Origin of the sequence: Streptomyces fulvorobeus, from assembly GCF_013167895.1 — a bacterium.
Taxonomy (GTDB): Bacteria; Actinomycetota; Actinomycetes; order Streptomycetales; family Streptomycetaceae; genus Streptomyces; species Streptomyces fulvorobeus.
This window is the reverse complement of the sequence record NZ_BLWC01000001.1, coordinates 3,536,058-3,556,006: the sequence shown is the minus strand read 5'-3', so window position 1 is coordinate 3,556,006 and position 19,949 is coordinate 3,536,058. Positions and strand designations below refer to the sequence as shown.

At 71.4% G+C, this 19,949-nt stretch carries 18 protein-coding genes, 1 tRNA gene and 3 pseudogenes; 10 read left to right on the top strand and 12 right to left on the bottom strand.

The features are described 5' to 3' along the window. Positions 1 to 46: 46 nt before the first annotated feature. Together Sfulv_RS16160 and cdgB are read right to left on the bottom strand one after the other, a co-directional pair. Positions 47 to 1,014 (bottom strand): annotated as a pseudogene (locus Sfulv_RS16160) (carbohydrate-binding protein). Positions 1,015 to 1,157: 143 nt separating this feature from the next. Next, positions 1,158 to 2,810 carry a diguanylate cyclase CdgB gene (cdgB, locus tag Sfulv_RS16155; protein WP_173314549.1) on the bottom strand — a complete coding sequence of 551 codons (1,653 nt, stop codon included), beginning with the start codon at positions 2,808 to 2,810 and terminating at the stop codon, positions 1,158 to 1,160. Positions 2,811 to 3,182: 372 nt separating this feature from the next. On the opposite strand from cdgB, the gene Sfulv_RS16150 reads away from it, so the two are divergent. Further along, a complete protein-coding gene (locus Sfulv_RS16150) occupies positions 3,183 to 3,689 on the top strand; it encodes a flavin reductase family protein (protein WP_173314542.1) in 507 nt (168 codons plus the stop codon). A 67-nt stretch (positions 3,690 to 3,756) separates the two neighbouring features. On the opposite strand, the gene arfB is transcribed toward Sfulv_RS16150, so the two are convergent. Next, positions 3,757 to 4,191 carry an alternative ribosome rescue aminoacyl-tRNA hydrolase ArfB gene (gene arfB, locus Sfulv_RS16145; protein WP_173314540.1) on the bottom strand — a complete coding sequence of 145 codons (435 nt, stop codon included), beginning with the start codon at positions 4,189 to 4,191 and terminating at the stop codon, positions 3,757 to 3,759. A 184-nt stretch (positions 4,192 to 4,375) separates the two neighbouring features. Between arfB and Sfulv_RS16140 the strand changes: the two genes are divergently transcribed. Continuing rightward, positions 4,376 to 4,951 carry a TerD family protein gene (locus Sfulv_RS16140; protein ID WP_173314538.1) on the top strand — a complete coding sequence of 192 codons (576 nt, stop codon included), beginning with the start codon at positions 4,376 to 4,378 and terminating at the stop codon, positions 4,949 to 4,951. Positions 4,952 to 5,168: 217 nt separating this feature from the next. On the opposite strand, the gene Sfulv_RS16135 is transcribed toward Sfulv_RS16140, so the two are convergent. Further along, the gene (locus Sfulv_RS16135; RefSeq protein WP_256668951.1) at positions 5,169 to 6,608 is read right to left on the bottom strand and encodes a M1 family metallopeptidase; all 1,440 of its coding nucleotides are present in this window, start codon (positions 6,606 to 6,608) and stop codon (positions 5,169 to 5,171) included. A gap of 306 nt (positions 6,609 to 6,914) precedes the next feature. Beyond that, positions 6,915 to 7,472, bottom strand: a complete 558-nt coding sequence (locus Sfulv_RS16130) for a GlcG/HbpS family heme-binding protein (RefSeq protein WP_173314536.1) — start codon at positions 7,470 to 7,472, stop codon at positions 6,915 to 6,917. A gap of 220 nt (positions 7,473 to 7,692) precedes the next feature. Here Sfulv_RS16130 and Sfulv_RS16125 point away from each other — a divergent pair, with 220 nt between their 5' ends. From Sfulv_RS16125 to Sfulv_RS16115, 3 genes are all read left to right on the top strand, one after another. Continuing rightward, entirely contained in the window at positions 7,693 to 9,015 is a 1,323-nt protein-coding gene (locus Sfulv_RS16125) for a sensor histidine kinase (protein WP_256668950.1), read from the top strand. Continuing rightward, entirely contained in the window at positions 9,012 to 9,650 is a 639-nt protein-coding gene (locus Sfulv_RS16120) for a response regulator (RefSeq protein WP_173314534.1), read from the top strand. The genes Sfulv_RS16125 and Sfulv_RS16120 overlap by 4 nt, the downstream gene beginning before the upstream one ends. A 205-nt stretch (positions 9,651 to 9,855) precedes the next feature. Beyond that, the gene (locus Sfulv_RS16115; RefSeq protein ID WP_173314532.1) at positions 9,856 to 10,356 is read left to right on the top strand and encodes a hypothetical protein; all 501 of its coding nucleotides are present in this window, start codon (positions 9,856 to 9,858) and stop codon (positions 10,354 to 10,356) included. Between the two features lie 93 nt (positions 10,357 to 10,449). Here the strand turns inward: Sfulv_RS16115 and Sfulv_RS16110 are convergent. The 3 genes and pseudogenes from Sfulv_RS16110 to Sfulv_RS16100 all read right to left on the bottom strand — a co-directional run bounded on the left by Sfulv_RS16110 (position 10,450) and on the right by Sfulv_RS16100 (position 12,867). Further along, positions 10,450 to 11,168, bottom strand: a pseudogene (locus Sfulv_RS16110) (pentapeptide repeat-containing protein). A gap of 172 nt (positions 11,169 to 11,340) precedes the next feature. Next, positions 11,341 to 11,817: a GNAT family N-acetyltransferase gene (locus tag Sfulv_RS16105; RefSeq protein ID WP_173314530.1), complete on the bottom strand. Its 477-nt coding sequence runs from the start codon at positions 11,815 to 11,817 to the stop codon at positions 11,341 to 11,343. A 75-nt stretch (positions 11,818 to 11,892) separates the two neighbouring features. Further along, on the bottom strand, positions 11,893 to 12,867 hold the full coding sequence (locus Sfulv_RS16100; protein WP_218901248.1) for an aminoglycoside phosphotransferase family protein: 975 nt from the start codon (positions 12,865 to 12,867) through the stop codon (positions 11,893 to 11,895). On the opposite strand from Sfulv_RS16100, the gene Sfulv_RS16095 reads away from it, so the two are divergent. After that, positions 12,838 to 12,987, top strand: a complete 150-nt coding sequence (locus Sfulv_RS16095; protein WP_173314526.1) for a hypothetical protein — start codon at positions 12,838 to 12,840, stop codon at positions 12,985 to 12,987. The two genes, Sfulv_RS16100 and Sfulv_RS16095, sit on opposite strands and share 30 nt — an antisense overlap. 63 nt (positions 12,988 to 13,050) lie before the next feature. Then, a complete protein-coding gene (locus Sfulv_RS16090) occupies positions 13,051 to 14,451 on the top strand; it encodes an NAD(P)/FAD-dependent oxidoreductase (protein ID WP_173314524.1) in 1,401 nt (466 codons plus the stop codon). Between the two features lie 2 nt (positions 14,452 to 14,453). Here Sfulv_RS16090 and Sfulv_RS16085 read toward each other — a convergent pair. The 4 genes and pseudogenes from Sfulv_RS16085 to Sfulv_RS16070 all read right to left on the bottom strand — a co-directional run bounded on the left by Sfulv_RS16085 (position 14,454) and on the right by Sfulv_RS16070 (position 17,133). Further along, positions 14,454 to 14,917: pseudogene (locus tag Sfulv_RS16085) on the bottom strand (DUF1990 domain-containing protein). An 88-nt stretch (positions 14,918 to 15,005) separates the two neighbouring features. Further along, on the bottom strand, positions 15,006 to 15,395 hold the full coding sequence (locus Sfulv_RS16080) for a peptidase inhibitor family I36 protein (protein ID WP_173314520.1): 390 nt from the start codon (positions 15,393 to 15,395) through the stop codon (positions 15,006 to 15,008). Between the two features lie 214 nt (positions 15,396 to 15,609). Further along, positions 15,610 to 16,566, bottom strand: a complete 957-nt coding sequence (locus Sfulv_RS16075) for a hypothetical protein (protein WP_173314518.1) — start codon at positions 16,564 to 16,566, stop codon at positions 15,610 to 15,612. Positions 16,567 to 17,056: 490 nt separating this feature from the next. Beyond that, positions 17,057 to 17,133: transfer RNA gene (locus Sfulv_RS16070), tRNA-Thr, on the bottom strand. A gap of 201 nt (positions 17,134 to 17,334) precedes the next feature. On the opposite strand from Sfulv_RS16070, the gene Sfulv_RS16065 reads away from it, so the two are divergent. From Sfulv_RS16065 to Sfulv_RS16055, 3 genes are all read left to right on the top strand, one after another. Then, on the top strand, positions 17,335 to 18,471 hold the full coding sequence (locus tag Sfulv_RS16065; protein WP_173314516.1) for an ABC transporter ATP-binding protein: 1,137 nt from the start codon (positions 17,335 to 17,337) through the stop codon (positions 18,469 to 18,471). 263 nt (positions 18,472 to 18,734) lie between these two features. Then, on the top strand, positions 18,735 to 19,151 hold the full coding sequence (locus tag Sfulv_RS16060) for a hypothetical protein (protein WP_173314514.1): 417 nt from the start codon (positions 18,735 to 18,737) through the stop codon (positions 19,149 to 19,151). A gap of 35 nt (positions 19,152 to 19,186) precedes the next feature. After that, positions 19,187 to 19,906 carry a nucleotidyltransferase family protein gene (locus tag Sfulv_RS16055; protein WP_173314512.1) on the top strand — a complete coding sequence of 240 codons (720 nt, stop codon included), beginning with the start codon at positions 19,187 to 19,189 and terminating at the stop codon, positions 19,904 to 19,906. Positions 19,907 to 19,949: the final 43 nt, after the last annotated feature.

The following is a 19,949-nucleotide window of genomic DNA, read 5'->3' as shown; positions in this document are numbered from 1 at the left end:
CGAGGCGAGGACCGGGACGGCGGCGGCCCCGAAGGGCGGGGCGGGACTACTTGACGTGGCCCGCCTTCAGCGAGAGCTGGTCGAGATTGGCGTCGCACTGGTCGCCCGTCTGACAGGAGAGCCCCAGCGTGTTCGTGCCCTTGGTGAGGTTCACGTAGGCGTACGTGTTGGTCCACCCCTTCGCCAGATCGCCCTCCGGGGCGTTCGCGAAGTTCTTCATGTTGATGGAGCGGGGCGCCTCGCCGTTGACCGTGAGGGTCGTCTTGGCGTCCTTGCCCGGCACGCCGTAGGTCACGTACAGCGTGTACGGACCGGCCTCCGGCACTTCGACCGTCCAGGTGGCCGAGCGGCCGACCTCGTTGAGGCTTATGTACTGGCCGTTGGCGCTCTTGGCGCCCTTGACCGTGTTCTCCAGGGAAGCCGTGCCACCGAGCGTCAGCGTCGCCGCGTCCTGCTCGGGGAGCTCGACCGGCTTCTCCCGCGGCTTCTTGGACTCCTGCGCCTTCGGGGACTCCTCGACCTCACCGGCGGGCCCCGCCGACGAACCGGCCTGGTCCTTCTTCTTGTCCGCGTCGCCCTCGTCCGAGAGGAGGGCGACGCCGATCCCGATGAGCACCACCGCGACCACGGCGACCGCCGCGATCAGCAGCGCCTTGGTGTTGGGACCGCCGCGGCCCGGGCCGGCGCCCCGGCCGCCCTGCTGGTGACCCTGCGCGCCGCCGTTACCCGGATGCGTCTCGGGGCCGCGTGCTGCGGATGCGGCCGGCCGTACGGCGCCTGGGGCGGCTGGCCGTAGGTCTGCTGGTGCGGGACGTGCTGCCCGTACTGGCGCTCGCCGACGGTCCGCACCTGGTGATACGAGGTTCTGGGCACGCCGGGCTGAGCGGCCGGTCCGGGGTAGCCGTAGCCTCCCTGGCCGCGCGCGTGGGCGCCTGCCGCCTGTCCGTCCTCGTACAGGTAGCCGAACGGATCGTCGTCCTCGGGCTTGCTCGCGCCGTTGTTTCCGGCCGTCATCCCTGGGTCACTCCTCACCATGTCGCCAGCCGTCGCCGACCGGCCGAGCCTACCCCGAACGGAGTACGCCTCTCATTGCCGCTGCCACCGCGGGACAGCGTCGGAAACCGGGGCGGGGTAGGGGGATGGCCGTGCCGTGAACCTCAGCCGGCTCTGCGGTGAACCTTCGACCGGGAGCGCTTCTCGACGTACATCCGCTGGTCGGCGGAGCGCAGGACCTCTTCCGCGGTCATGCCGCACTCGGCCCAGCCGATGCCGAAACTGGCACCTACCCTGACCGCCCTGCCATCCACCCGGATGGGCGGAATGATGGCATTACGCAAGCGTACGGCCAGATCCGCGGCATCCGCCGCCCCGAGACCGTCCGCGAGGACGACGAATTCGTCACCCCCGAGCCGCGCGACCGTGTCCCCGTCCCGCACACACGTGCTGAGCCGCCTGGCCACCTCGATGAGGACGGCGTCCCCGGTGTGATGTCCGAAACGGTCGTTGATGGACTTGAAGCCGTCGAGGTCGCAGAAGAGGACCGCGAGGCCCTTGGCACCGTCGTCGCGCTCGCTGTCCGGCGCCGTCGTGTGCACGTGGTGGTCGTACGGGCCGCCGGGCACCGGGTCCGCGTCGTAACCGTCCGCCTGGTAGCCGTGCACGCGGGAGGCGTCGGCGTCGCCGTACGCCGCGTCCAGCGCCTCGATCGCGGTGGTCGCCACCGAGTGGGGCCGCTCACAGAGCCGGGCACCGAGCCTGGCCCGCAGCTCCGCGCTGTTGGGCAGGCCGGTGAGCGCGTCGTGCGAGGCGCGGTGCGCGAGCTGGAGCTCGTGGCGCTTGCGCTCCTCGATGTCCTCGACGTGGGTGAGGAGGAAGCGGGGGCCGTCCGCGGTGTCGGCGACGACGGAGTTGCGCAGCGAGACCCAGAGGTACGTGCCGTCGCGGCGCCCGAGCCGCAGCTCGGCACGGCCGCCCTCGGCCGACGTACGCAGCAGGGTGCCGATGTCCTCGGGGTGGACGAGGTCGGCGAAGGAGTAGCGGCGCAGCGCGGAGGCGGGGCGGCCGAGGAGCCGGCACAGGGCGTCGTTGGTGCGCAGGAGCCTGCCGTGCTGGTCGCCGCCCATCTCGGCGATGGCCATGCCGCTGGGCGCGTACTCGAACGCCTGGCGGAAGGACTCCTCGCTGGCGCGCAGGGCCTGCTGTTCGCGTTCGAGCCTGACCAGGGCTCGTTGCATGTTCGCCCGGAGCCGGGCGTTGCTGATCGCGATCGCGGCCTGGGAGGCGTACATCTGGAGCGCCTCGCGCCCCCACGCGCCGGGCCGGCGCATGTTGCGCGGCCGGTCGACGGATATGACGCCCAGGAGATCCTGTCCGCCGCCCGACGCGTACATGGGGGCGTAGAGGCGGTCCAGGGGGTGCCACTCGTCCTCGAAGCGGGGCTCGGGGCCCTCGGTGTGCCACTGGGGCACGTCGTCCTCCAGGAGGACCCACCCCTCGGTGTGGGGTATGAAGCGCAGCCCGTCCCACGCCTCACCCATGGACAGCCTGCGCTCCCACGACTCGCGGGAGCCCACGCGGCCGGTGATCAGCGCCTCGGCGGCGGAGTTGCCCGCGAACGCGGCGACGACGAGGTCACCGTCGGGCCGTACGAGATTCACGCAGCCCAGTCCGTAGCCGAGACCGGAGACGGTGCCGTCGGCCACGGTTTGCAAGGTGTCCGCCAGACTCCGCGCCGTGTTGAGATCAGCGACGGCCTGGTGCAGCTGCCGCATGGTCGCAAGGCGGACGTAGGGTTCCGACTCGGCCTCCATCGCTCGCACTCCCCGAGACCTCGGCAGCAACTCCAGGTTTCATATCGACGTACTTGTTGCAGTGTCACGGTCACTGAATCACAGTGAGCTGCGCACCCGGTACACAGGGTCAACAAATATTGCCCTCTGTGAGCCAAGTCACAACAGATCGTGAAGGAGACTCCGATCGTCACCGGGCCTGTCCGTCGTTTTCTTGAACACACACATCCGTCCCGTGCGGGCCACCGCGGCGGGCGCCTGCTGCCGGGGTCCTAGGACCTGGCTGGTCCCCTGGTCCGATGCGCCCTGGCGCCGCACGCGACTAGCGTGCCCGGTGTGCTGCAGACGACGCCACCCACCCCGCGCCCTGAGCCGATCCCCCATGCTGAGGGGGTGAGCAACGACGAGTTCCGCGCCGCACTCGCCCGGCTGGCCGCGGGTGTCGTGCTGGTCACCGCCCAGGAGCCGCCCCTGGACGAGCACGGCAGAGGCGAGGACGTCGGGATGACGGCGACCGCCTTCATGTCGGTCTCCCTGGACCCTCCGCTGGTCCTGGTGAGCCTGCGCAACGACTCCCGGATGGACGACCTGCTGGCCGAGCAGCCCCTGTGGGCGGTCTCGGTCCTCGCGGAGAGCCAGCGCCAGGTCGCGAGCCGGTTCGCGATGAAGGGCCGGATCAGCGACCGGCTGCTGTTCGCGGACGTCCCCTGCGTACGGGGCGAGGTGAGCCGGGCCCCCCTGGTCGGCGGAGCGCTCGCGACGCTGGAGTGCCGGACGGAGCAGCGGGTCCCGGCGGGTGACCACACCCTGGTGATCGGGCGGGTGCTGACGGCGGAAGCGCCGAGCGCGGACGGCGAGCCGCTGACGTACTTCAAGGGCCGCTACCGGCAGCTGGGCTGAGCGGGCGCCGGCTCGCCCCGCTCCCCGGCCGGTGCGCCCCGCCTTCCGCCTCCGCGCCCGCCCGTCCTCACCAGTCGCGGCCGGAGCGTCCGCGCTTGGTGTCGCCGCGCTGCTTCTTCTCCCGCAGCCTGCGCTCGTTGATCCCGCGTGGAACGCGGCGCTTGACGCGCGCCTTGGGGGGCGGCGCCGTGGCCTCCGCGAGCAGGGCGGCGAGCCGGACGGCGGCCGTCTCGCGGTTGCGCCACTGGGAGCGGTGCTCGGACGCCCGGACCGCCACCACCCCGTCGGCCAGCCTGCCCGCCAGCCGTTCCAGCGCGCGCGCCTTCCACACCTCGGGGAGCGACTCGGTCGCCGCGAGGTCGAAGCGCAGCTCCACCTGGGTGTCGCTGGTGTTGACGTGCTGCCCGCCGGGCCCGGAGGACCGCGAGAAACGCCACATGAGCTCGGCCTCCGGCAGGGAGACCGCACCGCGGATGACATAGGGCCCGGACATGGCACCCATGTTCCCCGCCCCGGAGCCTGTTCGTCACCTTCTTTTGCCGGGTCCGCCACCCCGGTTGGGCCAGAAGTTCGGCAAAGAAAGTAAAGGGAACAGGAACCTCGTGGTCAGTCGTCTGCGTTAGGACGGGTGACGGTAGCTTTCGTGATGGCACGAAGCCCGTACACGACGAGGAAAGGGACTTCCCATGGCAGTAAGCCTGTCCAAGGGCGGCAACGTCTCGCTCACCAAGGAGGCACCGGGCCTTACCGCCGTCACGGTCGGCCTCGGCTGGGACGTCCGCACCACCACCGGTACCGACTTCGACCTCGACGCCTCGGCGATCGCGGTCAACACGGCCGGCAAGGTCTTCTCCGACGGCCACTTCGTCTTCTTCAACAACAAGGCGACGCCGGACCAGACCATCGTCCACACCGGTGACAACGTCACGGGCCAGGGCGAGGGCGACGACGAGCAGATCAACGTGAACCTGGCGGGCCTGCCGGCCGACATCGACAAGATCGTCTTCCCGGTCTCGATCTACGACGCCGAGAACCGCAGCCAGAACTTCGGCCAGGTCCGCAACGCCTTCATCCGCATCATCAACCAGGCCGGTGGCACGGAGCTCGCGCGCTACGACCTGAGCGAGGACGCCGCCACCGAGACCGCCATGGTCTTCGGCGAGCTCTACCGCAACGGCGCCGAGTGGAAGTTCCGCGCGGTCGGCCAGGGTTACGCGTCGGGTCTGCGCGGCATCGCCCAGGACTTCGGCGTCAACCTCTGATCCCACCGCTCGGGGTGTCCGGCGCCAGGGCGCCGGGTCCGTCCAAGTGCTCCGGGAGCCCCCGGCCGCGTCCTGTCGGCCGGGGGCTCCCGTGCGCCGGGCACGTGGGGTGCGCCGCCCGTGCGCGTGCGGGGTGGGTCAGGGTGTGACCGGCTCGGGGGTGGTCAGGGCGTGACCGGCTCGGGGGTGGTCAGGGCGTGACCGGCCCCGGGGGTCGTCAGGGCGTGACCGGTGCGTCCGGGTCGTCGGGGCGCCCGTCGCCGTACAGCCAGGTGTCCCACAGCGCGTCCAGCTCCAGGCCGGTCCGCTTCTCCGCGTAGGCGGTGAAGTCGTCCGTCGACGCGTTGCCGTGCCGGTGGGCCGTCGCCCAGCCCTTGAGCAGGGCGAAGAACACCTTGTCGTCGTCCACCGCCTGGCGGAGCTTCTCGAGCACCATGGCCCCGCGCCCGTACACCGGCGCGGCCGACAGATCCGCGGCGCCCGGCGGGTCCCCCGGCGGAAAGGCCCAGTTGACGTCCTGAAGGAAGGCGGCGTCGAAGCTCTGCCGGGTGGGGACGCCCTCGGTGTCCTCGGCCCAGAGCCACTCCGCGTACGTGGCGAAGCCCTCGTTGAGCCACATGTCCCGCCAGGTCGCGGGGGTGACCGAATCGCCGAACCACTGGTGCGCCAGCTCGTGGACCAGGAGCCCGGTACTGGGCGGGCCGGGGAAGACCGGCCGGTTCTGGGTCTCCAGGGCGTATCCGGCGTCGTCCCGCCGGTCGATGACCGCGCCGGTGGAGGAGAAGGGGTACGGGCCGAACCTCCGGGCCGCCCACGTCAGCACCTCCGGGATGCGGTCCAGGGCGGACGCGCTCGCCCGCGCCACTTCCGGGTCCACGGCGGTGAACACCTCGACGCCCTCGCGGGTCCGGGAGCTCTTCGTCGCGTAACGGCCGATCGCGACCGTCGCCAGATAACTCGCCATCGGTTCGGGTGTGCGCCAGCGGTAGGTGGTACGGCCTCCGGACGTCCGCCGGGAGACCGGTTCACCGTTGGAGACGGCCGTCAGCTTCTCCGGGACGGTGACGGCGACGGTGTACGTCGCCTTGTCGCTCGGGTGGTGGTTGCCGGGGAACCAGGCCATGGACCCGGTCGGCTGGCCGAGCGCGAGGGACCCGTCGGCGGTCTTCAGCCAGCCCTCCTGGGACCGGTCCCGGTCGGTGACGGTCCGCGGGGCGCCCGCGTAACGGACGACCGTACGGAACGTCCGGCCCTCGCGCAGCCGGCTCTCCACGCCGGCGTCCGGACGCAGGGTCAGTTCGCTGCCCGCGCGGTTGACCGCGGCGGGGCGCCCCTCGACGGTGGCGCCCGTGACGTCGAGCCCGGCGAGGTCGAGGTTGAAGGAGCTGAGGTCCTGGGTGGTGCGGGCGGTGATCGTCGCCGTGCCGCGCAACTCGTCCCGGCCGGGGCGGACGTCCACGTCCAGGGCCAGGTCGTAGTGCGTGACCTCGTAGCCGCCGTTGCCGAGCCGGGGGAAGTACGGATCGCGCAGCCCGGCCGCGCCGGGCTCGCCCTCCACCCCTCCGGCGACGGCCGTGCAGGCGGTGGTGCCGGTGGTCAGGGCGAACAGCAGGGCGGCGGCGGGCGCCGCGCGCCGCATCGGAGTTCGCTGATCCACACCGGTGATCCTATGTGCGGAATGTCGGATTGAGCGCGTCCGGGATGCCGCCCGGAGCCGAGGCCGCGCCGGGTGGCGGGACCTTCGACGTCGGGGGACGGCGAGGGGGGGAGGCGCCCGCCGCCGATGGCCACGCCGCCGGTGAGCGGGGCTCTTCTCCCGCCGGTCCTGCGCGGCGGGGTCCGTCCCGCCGTCGCCCTCGATCACGCCCTCGCGCTGCCTCCGGTGCGGGCGGCTTCGAGCGGGTCGTGATCGAGGGCGTACGCGCTACTCGCCGGGAGGCCGGAGGGCCGGTCCTCGTGTCCGCTACTTGGTGAGCGAGGCGACGCCGGCCCGTGCGAACTTCTCGTCGAGGTCGCCGCTCGGGGCGCCCGCGACACCGATGCCCGCGACGGGGGCACCCTTGACCTGGACGGGTGCGCCGCCGCCGAGGAACAGGGTGCCGGGAATGTCCTTGAGCGTCGGGGCCTGCTCCAGGCGCTTGACCAGCTCGGAGGTGGGGGCGTTCCAGGAGACGGCGGTGAACGCCTTCTTCTCCGCCGCCTCGTAGGACTGCGGGCCCGCACCGTCTCCGCGCAGCGTCACCAGGGTGTTGCCGTTGCGGTCGACCACGGCGACCGAGACACGCTGGTTCTCCTTCTTCGCGGCGTCCAGCGTCGCCTGCGCGGCCTCGGTCGCGGCGGCCACGGTGAGGTGCGTGGTCTGCTGGAGGTTCTTGTCGGCGGCGTCGGCCCTCACGGCGGCGGCGGGGGCGGCGGCCGGGGCGGAGGCGTTCGCGGACACCGCACCGAACGTGCCGGCGCCCAGGGCGGCGGCAGCGACGGCTCCGGTGAGGACTCGGGTACGCATCGACGACTTCTTCATGGCGGGCTCCTCGGATCAGTGGTTCGGTGTTTCGCTCTGCTATCGATCCTCCGGCCGGAACCGGCCCCGTACCGTCGGCGTACCGGCTCGACGAAGCGCCCGTGACGGTTGACGGCCCCATCGGCCGATCGGTTGATGCGGCGGTCCTCCCCAGGGGCCACCATGGGAGTGTCCGCGCAGGTCGGCGCGGGAACGGCAGATCGGCAGGACGGGGGACGAGGTGCGGCACGGAAGCGAACCCGGCCTGAGCACCGACCCCGACGCCCGGTGGCTCGCGCTCCTGATGCACGCCGCGTTCTTCCTGCTGCTGGGCGCCTCGCTCGCCCGCTTCCTGCTGCGCCATCCCGGCGAGGCCCGCACCCCGTGGATCATCGCCCTGTCGGTGGGTCTCGCCGCGCTCTACCTCCTGGGCCCGGTGCTCGGCTCCCGGCCCACCCCCCGCCGCCTGGTCTGGCTGAGCGGCCTGGTCGTCGTCTGGATGGTCCTGGTTCTCCTCGCGCCGAGTTACGCGTGGTGCGCGGTGCCGCTCTTCTACACCGGGCTGCGCATCCTGCCGCCGCGAGCCGCGTACGCCCTCGTCGCCCTGCTGACCGTGTTCGTCGTCGTGGCGCAGCTGAGCCTGGCCAACGGGTTCGACCCCAATCTCGTACTGGCCCCGCCCGCCGTGGCGGCCGTGGCCACCGCCGTCTTCGTGCAGATGCAGCGCCAGGCGGCCCGCCAGCGGGAGCTGGCAGTGCGCCAGCGCGAGCTGATCGACGCCCTGCTGCGCACGCGGCGCGAACTGGCCGCCACCGAGCGGCGCGAAGGGACCCTCGCCGAACGCCAGCGGCTGTCCATGGAGATCCACGACACCCTGGCACAGGGCCTGTCGAGCCAGCAGATGCTGCTCCAGGCCGCCGACCGCACCTGGGAGGCCGACCCGTCCGCCGCCCGCCGCCACGTCCTCACGGCGACGGGCATCGCGGAGCGCAATCTCGCCGAGGCCCGCCGCTTCGTCCACGATCTGGCCCCGGCCGATCTGGCGGAGGGCGGCGGCCTGGAGGAGGCACTGCGGGCCCTCGCCGCCCGCGAGAGCGTCCCGGGCCGGATCACCGTCCGCTGCCATGTGGAGGGCACCCCGCACACAGCGCTGCCCGACCGGGTCCAGTCCGCGCTGCTGCGGATCGCGCAGGGGGCTCTCGCCAACGTCCGCGAGCACGCGGAGGCGTCGGCGGCGGCCGTGACCCTGACCCACCTCGACGACCGGGTCGTCCTCGACATCGCCGACAACGGCCGCGGTTTCCTCCCCTCCGCGCCGGTGGTCCGGCCGCCCGGCGGAGTGCGCGGACACGGGCTGCCCGCGGTGCGTGCGCGCGTCCAGCAGCTCGGGGGGACCCTGACGATCGAGTCCGCACCGGGCGAGGGCACGGTACTGACGGCGGCGATCCCCCTGTACCCGACGACTCCGCCGCCACCGCCCGAGCCGATACCGCCGCCCGAGCCACTGCCCGAGCCACCGCCCAGACCGATGCCACCGCCCACGTCACCGGAGGAACCCGTATGACCGCGAACGCCCCCGGAGCGGTGCGCATCCTGCTCTGCGACGACCACGCCGTCGTACGGGCGGGGCTGCTCGCCCTGCTCGGCAGCGAACCGGACATCGAGGTCGTCGGCGAGGCGGGCAGCGGCGAGGAGGCCGTCGCGCTGGCCGCCAAGCTCACCCCGGACGTCGTGCTGATGGACCTGCAACTGGGCGCGGGGATCGACGGCGTCGAGGCCACCCGCCGCATCGCGGACACCGGCGGCGTCCACGTCCTGGTCCTCACCACGTACGACACGGACGCCGACATCACCCGGGCGATCGAGGCCGGTGCCACCGGCTACCTGCTCAAGGCCGAACGGCCCGAGGAGCTGTTCGCCGCGATCCGCTCGGCGGCGCTGGGCCGCACGACGCTCTCGCCACCGGTCGCCAGCCGGGTCATGGCCCGCATGCGGAAGCCGCTGCCGACCCTCACCGAGCGGGAGCTCGACATCCTGGGCCAGCTCTCGCAGGGGCTCGGCAACCGGGACATCGCCCGCGCGCTGTTCATCAGCGAGGCGACGGTCAAGACGCATCTGGGCCGCATCTACGACAAGCTCGGCGTCGACACCCGCGCGGGCGCGGTCTCCGTGGCGAAGGAACAACGCCTGCTGCCGTAGATGAGCCGTGCCGGATCGGGGCGTACAGGAGCGGGCCATGCGTGAGCGGGCCGGACGGAAGAGGGCCGTACAGAAGGGGGCCGCCGTACAGGAGCGGGCGGGCCATGCAGGAGCGGGCTGGACAGGAGCAGGCCCGTCCGGCGATCCGGGACGGCCGTCCCGCTCGTGGCCCGGCCCACCGCGCCGGGCATGACACCATCGTCATGTGCTCGACATCGGTTACTCCCTCTCCCGGCGCTTCCCTGATCCTCCCCAGACCGACTACCGCCGCGCGGACGTCCGCGCGCTGCGGCACGACCTGTTCTCCGGAGACGTCTACCTCGCGGACACCAAGGCGGACCGCGAGTTGTCCACAGCCTGGGGATGGGTTCCGGTCCTCGACTTCGCGTGGGCGCTGTGCGACATCGTCGAGCAGATCGACCAGGACCCCCGGGGCAACCGCTCGCACCGCCAGCAGTACGCCGAGCTGGACTTCACCGAGTCCTCGGACCGGATGATGTTCGAGCGCCGCTTCGGCTGGGTGGACGTCGATGCCGACTGGATGCCCGGTGACGAGCCGCCCCTGACCTTCGGCCACTCGCTTCTGCGCCGCGAGGCCCGCGACTTCCTGCACGACCTGATCGCCGACCTGGCCGACATGCACGAGGGCCTCGCCGACAACCCGATCATCTGGGACCTCCAGGCCCGCTTCCCCCGCCTGCGATAGCCGATGCGGCCCCGGTGGCGGACCTCGGTGTCAACCCCCGGTCGCGAACCGGTCTTGACCCCGGTGGCGAACCCGGCGGCCCCGCACACCCCGTCACGCCTCCACCCGCACCCCGATCTGCGCCGCGAACGCCGGGGCCAGCTCCATCAGCTGCGACGGACTGATCACCGCCCCCGCCAACCGCTCCACGCCCCGCGCGATGTCCAGCTCGGCGACCGTCCGCAGGTCCACCGACTCCATCCGTACGGCACTGAAGTCGGCCCGCCTCAGCACGCAGTCCCGGAACTCCACCCGCACCAGATGGGCGCCCCCGAAGTCCGGCTCGGACAGCACACAGCCCTCGAACACCACGTCCTTGAGCCGCGCCTTCCGCAGATTGAGGTAGTCGACCTTCCCGCCGCGCACCAGCACCCGCTCCAGCACCGCACCGTGCAACTGCACGCCGCCCAGCCGGGCGTCCACGATCTCCACATCGCGCAGCGACGCCCCGCGAGGCCGGTGCCCACGCCCCGTACCCCCGTCAGCACCGAGTCGATGAACCGCGCTCTCGTGAGCTCCGTACGGTCCAGGGCGCAGCCGTCCAGCGCGCAGTCCATGAAGCGGGCGCCGGGACCCGACTGGTCGGCGAGGTCCACCGCCTCGAAGCGCACGCTGTCGTAGTCCCCGTCCGGCTCCAGCCCCTCCCCGTCGTACGCGACGAGGGGTGGCAGCCGGACCTCCGCGCGCCGCGCAACCGCGACGGTGTCCTTGCCGCCCGTGTCCCTGCCGCCTCTGCTACTGCCCCTGCCGCCCCTGCTGGTGGTTCCTGCCATGCCCCCATCGTGACGTGCCCCACTGACAACGCCCCGGCGCAGGCGCCGCAGCGAGGGGTTGACCTCAAGTGCCCATGAGGTCGGAGACCGGGGCGCGGCAGCCGAGAACCCGACGGTCCCGGGCCGCGAGGTGGTCACCCCATCCCGCCCGGAACCGGCCCGGCCCACCCCATCACTTCCCGGCGAGCTCCTCCAGCGCGCCGTCCGTCAGCCGGTACACCGTCCACTCCTCCTGCGGCCGGGCGCCCAGGGACTCGTAGAAGGCGATGGACGGTGCGTTCCAGTCGAGGACCGACCACTCCAGCCGCCCGTAACCGCGCTCCGTACAGATCCGCGCCAACTCCGTGAGCAGCGCCTTCCCGTGGCCGCCCCCGCGCCGCTCCGGGCGTACGTAGAGGTCCTCCAGGTAGATACCGTGCACGCCCCGCCAGGTCGAGAAGTTGAGGAACCACAGGGCGAAGCCGACGACCTCGCCGTCCTCGTCGGACACGGCGATGTGCGCGTAGGCGGCGGGCCGCTCACCGAACAGTGCCTCGCGCAGCTGCTCCTCGGTGGCGTTGGCCTCGTCGAGGGCCTTCTCGTAGTCGGCCAGCTCACGGACCATGGCGTGGATGGCGGGGACATCGGCGGGAGTCGCGGTACGAATCATGGGGGCAGCGTAGACACTCGCCTCCGAACACCCATACGCACGCGTCGCGGAACTCCTCCGCACGCGTCACGGGACTCACACGCCCGCGTCGCGGCCGAGGAGCAGGCAGCCGATGACGACCTGCTGGGGTGCCATCCGCGACCCGCCCTCCCGCACGCCCCACAGGGCGTTCTGCAGGATGCGCCCCAAGGTCCAGGCCCGCGCCCGGTCGCGGTCGCGCGCCATGCCCAGCGCCTCCGTCAGCACGTCGAAGCGCCACCGCACCTCTCCGGCGTCGAACCGGTTGACCAGCGCGGGAAGGAGGTCGAACCCCGGGTCCCCGGCCAGGGGCTTCGGGTCCAGGGCGAACCACTCCCCCGCCCGGCCCTCCTCCGCTCGGCCCGCCAGGACGTTGTCGAAGTGCAGGTCCCAGTGGAGCAGCCGGTCCCCCGGTTCGCCCGCCACCTCCCGTACCGCGGCCGCGCAGTCCTCCAGCAGCCGCCGCTCCCCCTCGTCCGCCAGTGCCGCCACCGCCCCGGGTGCCTCGCCGAGCATCCGGGACGCCGCGTCGCCCAGTCCGCGCATGTCCGCAGGGGCCGGTACGGCCGTCAGCCGCGCCAGCAGTGCCGCGAGGACCCGCACCGCCTCCCGCTCGTCGGCCATCGCAGACAACGGCCGCCGCTCGTCCAGCCGTTCCAGCAGCATGGTGCCGGTCTCCGCGTCGTGGTCCAGCAGCACCACGGCCCCCGCACCCGCCGCGGCCCACGCCCGCAGCGCCACCGGTTCCCCGGCCGTCTCCTCGTCCCGCGCCTGGAGCTTCAGCGCGGCCCGCCGCCCGTCCGCCTCCCGCACCACCGGGAGCACCAGTGCGCACACCCCGTACATGACGTCGCCGTCCCGGCGCAGCTCCCAGGTGTCGAGGAACCGCCCGGCGAGCCCGGGCAGCGCGGCGGCGAACGCACGCCCGGGCGCACCCCCGTGCGCGGACAGAGTGGCGATCAGCTCATCCGGGACGTCGATCACGCCGTCGATCCTAGGACCGTGCGTCACTCCCCGGTGCACCGAGACCATCCGGCCGCGCGCCCTCACGCCGAGCTGGGGCTCTTCACCGCCGTACTGACCGGCCTCACCTGCTACCTCCTGGTACGAGGTCTCCTCAGGGCCGGGACGGAACGGGCCCCGGCGCAGTAACGTCCCGCCACAGAAGCTCGGCCGAACACCGGACAACCGGACAACCGGACAAGCAGGGGAGACATGAGCACCGTCAGTACCGTCAACGGCGGCATAGCGTTCTGGTACGCGCAGGAGGGCACCCCCGCCCCCCGCGAACCACTGCCGGGCGACGCGAGCGCCGACGTCTGCATCGTCGGCGGCGGGTACACCGGACTCTGGACGGCGTACTACCTGAAGAAGGCCGTCCCCTTCCTCAACATCACCGTCCTGGAAGCCAAGTTCTGCGGTTACGGCGCCTCCGGGCGCAACGGCGGCTGGCTCTACAACGGCATCGCCGGCCGCGGCCGCTACGCCGAGCTGCACGGCCACGACGCCGCCGTCCGCCTCCAGCAGGCGATGAACGGCACCGTCGACGAGGTCGTCCGGGTGGCCGCCGAGGAGCACATCGACGCCGACATCCACCGGGGCGGTGTCCTCGAAGTCGCGTACACCCCCGCCCAACTGGCCCGGCTGAAGGCGTTCCACTCCGTCGAGACCGCCTTCGGCGAGACGGACCGCGTCCTGCGCGGTGCCCGCGAGACGGCCGAGCGCATCAGGATCACCGGAGCCGTCGGCTCGTCCTGGTCCCCCCACGGCGCCCGGCTGCACCCGGCGAAACTGGTCAAGGGCCTCGCCGACACCGTGGAGGCCCTCGGCGTCACGATCCACGAGTCGACCCCGGTCACCGAGATCAGGCCCAAGCACGCCGTCACCCCGTACGGCACGGTCCGCGCCCCCTACGTCCTGCGCTGCACCGAGGGATTCACCGCCGGCCTCAAGGGCCAGAAGCGCACCTGGCTCCCGATGAACTCCTCCATGATCGTCACGGAACCGCTCCCCGAGCGGGTGTGGGACACCATCGGCTGGGAAGGCCGCGAGACCCTCGGGGACATGGCCCACGCCTACATGTACGCCCAGCGCACCGCCGACGACCGCATCGCCATCGGTGGCCGCGGCGTCCCGTACCGCTTCGGCTCCGCCACCGACAACGACGGGCGCACCCAGCCGGCCACCATCGAGGCTCTGCGTGATCTGCTCGTCCGCTTCTTCCCCACCACCGCCGGCTCCCGGATCGACCACGCGTGGTCGGGGGTCCTCGGCGTCCCGCGCGACTGGTGCGCCACGGTCACGCTGGACCGCACCACCGGCCTCGGCTGGGCGGGCGGGTACGTCGGCTCGGGCGTGGCCACGGCCAACCTCGCCGCCCGCACCCTGCGCGACCTGATCCAGCAGGACTCCGGCCAGGCGGGACCCACCGACCTGACGGCCCTGCCGTGGGTGAACCACAAGGTCAGGCGCTGGGAGCCGGAACCCTTCCGCTGGCTCGGCGTCCACGCGATGTACGCGGCCTACCGCGCGGCGGACCGCCGCGAGACGGCCTCCCCCGGCCTCGGCACGGACCCGCTGGCGAAGGCGGCGGACCGGCTGGCGGGCAGACACTGAGATCAGCGCCGGAGCGCGCGCCGGTAGCGAGCGCGGTAGACGCGCTGGGCCACCAGCAGCAGCGGGAACAGGTGCCGCCACACACCCCCGGGCGCCCGGTTCGTCAACGACCGCAGGGTCAGGACGACCCGGCCGTCCGGAGCCCGGCTCACCACGAACGCCTCCTCGCCGGAGACCGGGTGGCCGGGCAGCGTGCCGTACGCGAACCCGCACCGCTCAGGTGTGTCGACGACGGCGACGACCAGCACCGGCTCGTGCACGGCCAGGGGACCGTACGCCGCGGTGATCCGGTAAGCGGACCCTTCCGAGACCCGCTCCCCGGCGTCCCCCAGCGGCGTCACACGGAAACCGCTGCGGCGCTTGATCCCCAGCGCAGCACGGCATCGGACGCGGCACGCCAGTCGTCGTCCCCACGCCCGATGACCACGGACCGCTCGTACCGCCGGTACCCCGGGACCCGCGTCACCCACCGCGCATCCCCCGGACGCGTCGCACCGGCCGGGGCGTAGGTGAGGGAGTCGGCCGGATCGTCCGAGGGACCCGTCACAGCGAGCTCAGCCGCAGGAGGTGCGGGCGAACTCCACGGACGCGTTCTCGTTGTAGGTGTTCACCAGGTTTCCGGACTGGTTGTAGCCGAAGGAGTCCCACGGGCCGCCGTAGTTGGAGCGGAAGTACACCGTCACCGGACAGAGCGTCTTGTTCCACGCGGAGGCGGCGTTGTTCTTCACGTACTGACCCTCCCCCGCCCCGTCGGTCGTGAACTTGTAGCCGGCGAGGTCACTGACACTGTTGTTCAGCGTGAGGCGCGAGCCGCCGAGGCCCGAGTTGTAGTAGAGGCAGAAGGTCCCCGACGAGCAGGTGGCCGCCTGAGCGGAGGTGGCCAGGGCCGGGACGAGCAGTGCGGCTCCGAGCGCCGCGGCGACCGAAGAAAGAATACGGTTCACAGAAATTACTCCGTCATCTCGCTACTACGAACGGCTGAGCGCAAAGGGTGCCCCTTAGCGCCGGTGCTCCCACTCTTCTCCACACACGGAATTGAGTGAGAGAGTTCAGGTGTCGGTGCACTGACCGCCCGACAGGTAAATTCCCGGGTACGGGCTACGGTCACGGATTTCGCTACACGCCGACGCGGCAGGGCGCCTGGCGCCCGCCGGCCCGTCAACGGTCACCGAGAGCGGAAGCAGCCCTCGCGAGTTGGCCATTCTTCGCCTTGAGCGCTGCCGAGAAGTCCGGACCCTTTTTCTCGATCATGCTCTTCTGCAAGGCGGCCTCGACATCGAACCAGATACCGATGAGGTTCGTACTCCGCTTGCAGCGGATATCGGCCTGGGCCACATCGCGTTCTTTCGGGGTGGGTGATTTCCCTTGGAACGCGGGGTCACTCATCGCGGCCAGCGGGTCGGGATACGCGTACCCCTTCTCCTTCATGCACCGGGACCAGGAACCGAGCGCCCGCACGACGCGCGCGTCGGACCGGGAGGCGTCGAAGCTCTCGAAATTGGTCCTCCGAGCCACCTCGCTCGGCCCCGTGTGGCCGGTGGTCCCCCCGGCGATTCTTCCCGTCGCCTCACCGGCGCAGCCACCCACCGGAACCGGCACACCGTTGACCCGGAGTCCGCCCTGGCCCGCGGAGGCGGGATCGGCTTCCCCATGCAGGGCGCTCGTGAGCTGCGTCTTCTCCGCGCCGCTCAGCGAGTCCAGCTGAGCCGCGAGGGAGCGCGGAGGCGGGGTCCCGGTGTCGCCGAGCCGGTATCCGTTGACCTTCGCTTCGCCCAGGTCCGATATCCCGTACCGGCGCTCCATGACATTGCGAGGGCCGGGCGCGGGGCCGGGCGATTCGATGCCGTGGCCCAGCCCCAGGCGCCGCAGGCATTTCCCGATGAGCGCGAAGCGGCCTTTTTCGAGGCGGACCGTCTCCGCATTCGAGAACAGGTATTTCTCTATGGGGAGATGCAGGTCTTCGCTCTTCGTCAGGGGGGCAGTACGTTCTCCGGCATTTCCCGCCGAGCCCGGATCGGCCGACGAACAACCAGTCGTCGACACGGCGAGGAGACAGACCAACCCGGCCGTGCCCATACCCCAGAACCTTTTGGCGAAACGTTTTTTCACTGCCACTGTTCAATCCCCCGACGGCCTTGACGACCGGTTGAACGACCTCTACGGACATCGCCCTGAATTGTCGTCAGAATGTGCGCCGCACCACACGTGAATACCGGCCCCGCTGAACTCTCTCTTCATCCAAGCACGCCTTCGACTCATGATCAAAGACCAAGCGATAATTCGGCTGAAAACTGCTCTTGCCACCCCGCGCCCCCGCAAGGCACCAACGGCCGGCACGCCGAACCGCGGAGTGACCAAGGCCGATTCAGATGCCACCTCCCGGCCGGAACGACACCGCCCCGCCACCCTCACAGCCGGCCGCGTCGAAGCCCCGCCGACGGACACCGCGCCCGACCCGACGCCCGCACCCCGACCCGGCCGGACCGGACCGGACCGGACCGGACCGGAACAGTCGGACAGGACCGGACCGGACGACCGCCACGCCCTCCGGCATCCCGGAAACCACGAAGTCCCAGCTCAGAGCGCATCTGAGCTGGGACCTGGCTGGAGCCCCCTGTCGGATTCGAACCGACGACCTACGCATTACAAGTGCGTTGCTCTGGCCAGCTGAGCTAAGGAGGCATTGCCGGAGCAGTGTATCCAACGTCCCGGCGAGGACCGCGCGCGTCCCGGCGTGGACCGCGCGGCATATTCGAGTGTTCTGGACTACTGACAGATTCGAGATGGCCAGGTAGCGTCGCGGCAGGTTCACTCCGGTGGACCAGACCACTCCCATACTCGGATCGTCCGGCACGTTCCTGCCGGTTGAGGAGAAGTACCCCCATGGCCAGTGTCACGTTCGACAAGGCGTCCCGCGTCTACCCCGGCTCCACGAAGCCCGCGGTGGACCAGCTCGAGATCGACATCGAGGACGGCGAGTTCCTCGTCCTCGTCGGTCCCTCCGGTTGCGGCAAGTCGACCTCCCTGCGCATGCTCGCGGGTCTTGAGGACGTCAACGGCGGCGCGATCCGCATCGGTGACCGCGACGTCACGCACCTGCCGCCGAAGGACCGGGACATCGCCATGGTGTTCCAGAACTACGCGCTCTACCCGCACATGTCCGTCGCGGACAACATGGGCTTCGCGCTCAAGATCGCCGGTGTGAACAAGACCGAGATCCGGGCGAAGGTCGAAGAGGCCGCCAAGATGCTCGACCTCTCCGAGTACCTCGACCGCAAGCCGAAGGCGCTCTCCGGTGGTCAGCGCCAGCGTGTGGCGATGGGCCGTGCGATCGTGCGTGAGCCGCAGGTCTTCCTCATGGACGAGCCGCTCTCGAACCTCGACGCCAAGCTCCGTGTCTCCACCCGTACGCAGATCGCGTCGCTCCAGCGGCGCCTGGGCATCACCACGGTGTACGTCACCCACGACCAGGTCGAGGCCCTCACCATGGGCGACCGGGTCGCGGTCCTCAAGGACGGTCTGCTCCAGCAGGTCGACTCGCCGCGCAACATGTACGACCGCCCGGCGAACCTCTTCGTCGCCGGCTTCATCGGCTCCCCCGCGATGAACCTGATCGAGGTCCCGATCACCGACGGCGGCGTCAAGTTCGGCAACAGCGTCGTCCCGGTCTCCCGTGCGGCCCTCACCGCCGCCGCTGACCGCGGCGACACGACCGTCACGGTCGGCATCCGCCCCGAGCACTTCGACATCGTCGAGCACGGCGGCGCCGCCGCGACGACGCTCTCCAAGGACTCGTCCGACGCCCCGGCCGGCCTCGCCGTCTCGGTCAACGTCGTCGAGGAGCTCGGCGCCGACGGCTTCGTCTACGGCTCCTCCCGCGTCGGCAGCGAGGTCAAGGACCTGGTCGTCCGCGTCGGCGGCCGTGCCGTCCCGGAGAAGGGCACCGAGCTGCACGTCGTGCCGCGCCCGGAGGAGCTGCACGTCTTCGCGACCTCGACCGGCGAGCGCCTCACCGACTGACATCACCCGAACGACTGACGTCTGGCCACCACCGACGTCGCCGTGCCACGCGAACGGCCCCGCATCCCCGCATCGCCCGGGTGCGGGGCCGTTCGCGTGACACCCCAGGTTTGGGGTTTCGTTCCCGGCCGCGGCAAATACCGCGGCACACGCGGCATTTCACCCGCGGCCGTCAACCTGGAATTCGAAGAGACTCCTCGAACCCTCCCCCGCAAGAGTGACGAAATGTCTCCAAATCATCACTGACCGCTACGCTCGCCTGCGTGAACCACACCGCGCGCCGCATCGGCCGAACTCTCGCTCTCGTCCTGCCCGTCGTCATGGTCCTCTCCGGGACCCTCGCGGTGACCCGCGTGCCGTGGGCGGCGGCCAACCCCGAGTCCCAGCTGCTGACCGCGGCATCGGAGACCGTGTCCAAGCAGCCCGCCAAGCCCCGCACCCCCCAGGACATCCTGCGCGACAAGCTGCTCCTGGAGCTCCAGGAGAAGGACCCGGCCGTGGCGTTGACGAGCCTCCAGCGCACCGTCGAGGCCCGCCCCTCTCTCGCCCGCCACTGCATGTCCATCGCCAGGGCGCTGGGCAAGGCCGCGGTCGAGCAGTACGGCCCGACGCGCGCCCACCGCTTCTCCCGCCCGGTCTGCGACACCTCGTTCGCCTCGGGCGTCGCCCAGTTCAGCTGACCGCCGACACGCGGGCGCGGCATATCGTGCCTCGCATGCAAACTTATCCGACACAGGCCGTGATCCTGGCAGGTGGCCAGGGCACGCGACTGCGCCCGTACACCGACGACCGCCCCAAGCCGATGGTCGAGATCCCGGGAACCGGGACCCCGATCATCGGCCATCAGCTGTCCTGGCTGGCCGCCGAGGGCGTCACGGACGCCGTGGTCTCGTGCGGCCATCTCGCCGAGGTGCTCCAGGACTGGCTCGCCTCCGCCGTACTCCCCCTGAACGTCACGACGGTCGTCGAACCCGAGCCGCTGGGGCGCGGCGGTGGCCTCAGATACGCCGCCGCCCGGCTGCCCGAGCCGGACCAGCCCTGGTACGCCTCCAACGGCGACATCTGGACCCGCTTCTCGCTGCGCGAGATGGCCGCCTTCCACGCCGAGCGCGACGCCACCGCAACCCTGGCCCTCGCCCGCCCCCGCATCCCGTGGGGCGCCGTGGAGACGGACGCGTTCGGACACATCACCGACTTCATCGAGTCGCCGCCCTCGCCGTATCTGATCAACGCCGGTGTGTACGTCTTCTCGCCCACGTTCACCACACTGCTGCCCGAGCGGGGCGATCACGAGCGGACGACCTTCCCCGGTCTGGCCCGCGAGCGCCGCCTCGCCGGGTACCCGCTGCCGCACGGGGCCTACTGGCGGGCGATCGACACCGCGAAGGACCTCACCGAGGCGGCCAGGGAGCTCGGGGCGCACACAGGCCCGTAGCGGTCACCACGGGTGCGTACGCGCGCACGTGTGAGGGGCGGTC

Excerpts from the sequence above, each read along its gene's own strand:
- cdgB (WP_173314549.1), bottom strand. The coding sequence starts at position 2,810 with ATGGAGGCCGAGTCGGAACCCTACGTCCGCCTTGCGACCATGCGGCAG.
- arfB (WP_173314540.1), bottom strand. The coding sequence starts at position 4,191 with ATGGGTGCCATGTCCGGGCCCTATGTCATCCGCGGTGCGGTCTCCCTG.
- Sfulv_RS16140 (WP_173314538.1), top strand. The coding sequence starts at position 4,376 with ATGGCAGTAAGCCTGTCCAAGGGCGGCAACGTCTCGCTCACCAAGGAG.
- Sfulv_RS16130 (WP_173314536.1), bottom strand. The coding sequence starts at position 7,472 with ATGAAGAAGTCGTCGATGCGTACCCGAGTCCTCACCGGAGCCGTCGCT.
- Sfulv_RS16120 (WP_173314534.1), top strand. The coding sequence starts at position 9,012 with ATGACCGCGAACGCCCCCGGAGCGGTGCGCATCCTGCTCTGCGACGAC.
- Sfulv_RS16105 (WP_173314530.1), bottom strand. The coding sequence starts at position 11,817 with ATGATTCGTACCGCGACTCCCGCCGATGTCCCCGCCATCCACGCCATG.
- Sfulv_RS16100 (WP_218901248.1), bottom strand. The coding sequence starts at position 12,867 with ATGGTCTCGGTGCACCGGGGAGTGACGCACGGTCCTAGGATCGACGGC.
- Sfulv_RS16090 (WP_173314524.1), top strand. The coding sequence starts at position 13,051 with ATGAGCACCGTCAGTACCGTCAACGGCGGCATAGCGTTCTGGTACGCG.
- Sfulv_RS16065 (WP_173314516.1), top strand. The coding sequence starts at position 17,335 with ATGGCCAGTGTCACGTTCGACAAGGCGTCCCGCGTCTACCCCGGCTCC.
- Sfulv_RS16055 (WP_173314512.1), top strand. The coding sequence starts at position 19,187 with ATGCAAACTTATCCGACACAGGCCGTGATCCTGGCAGGTGGCCAGGGC.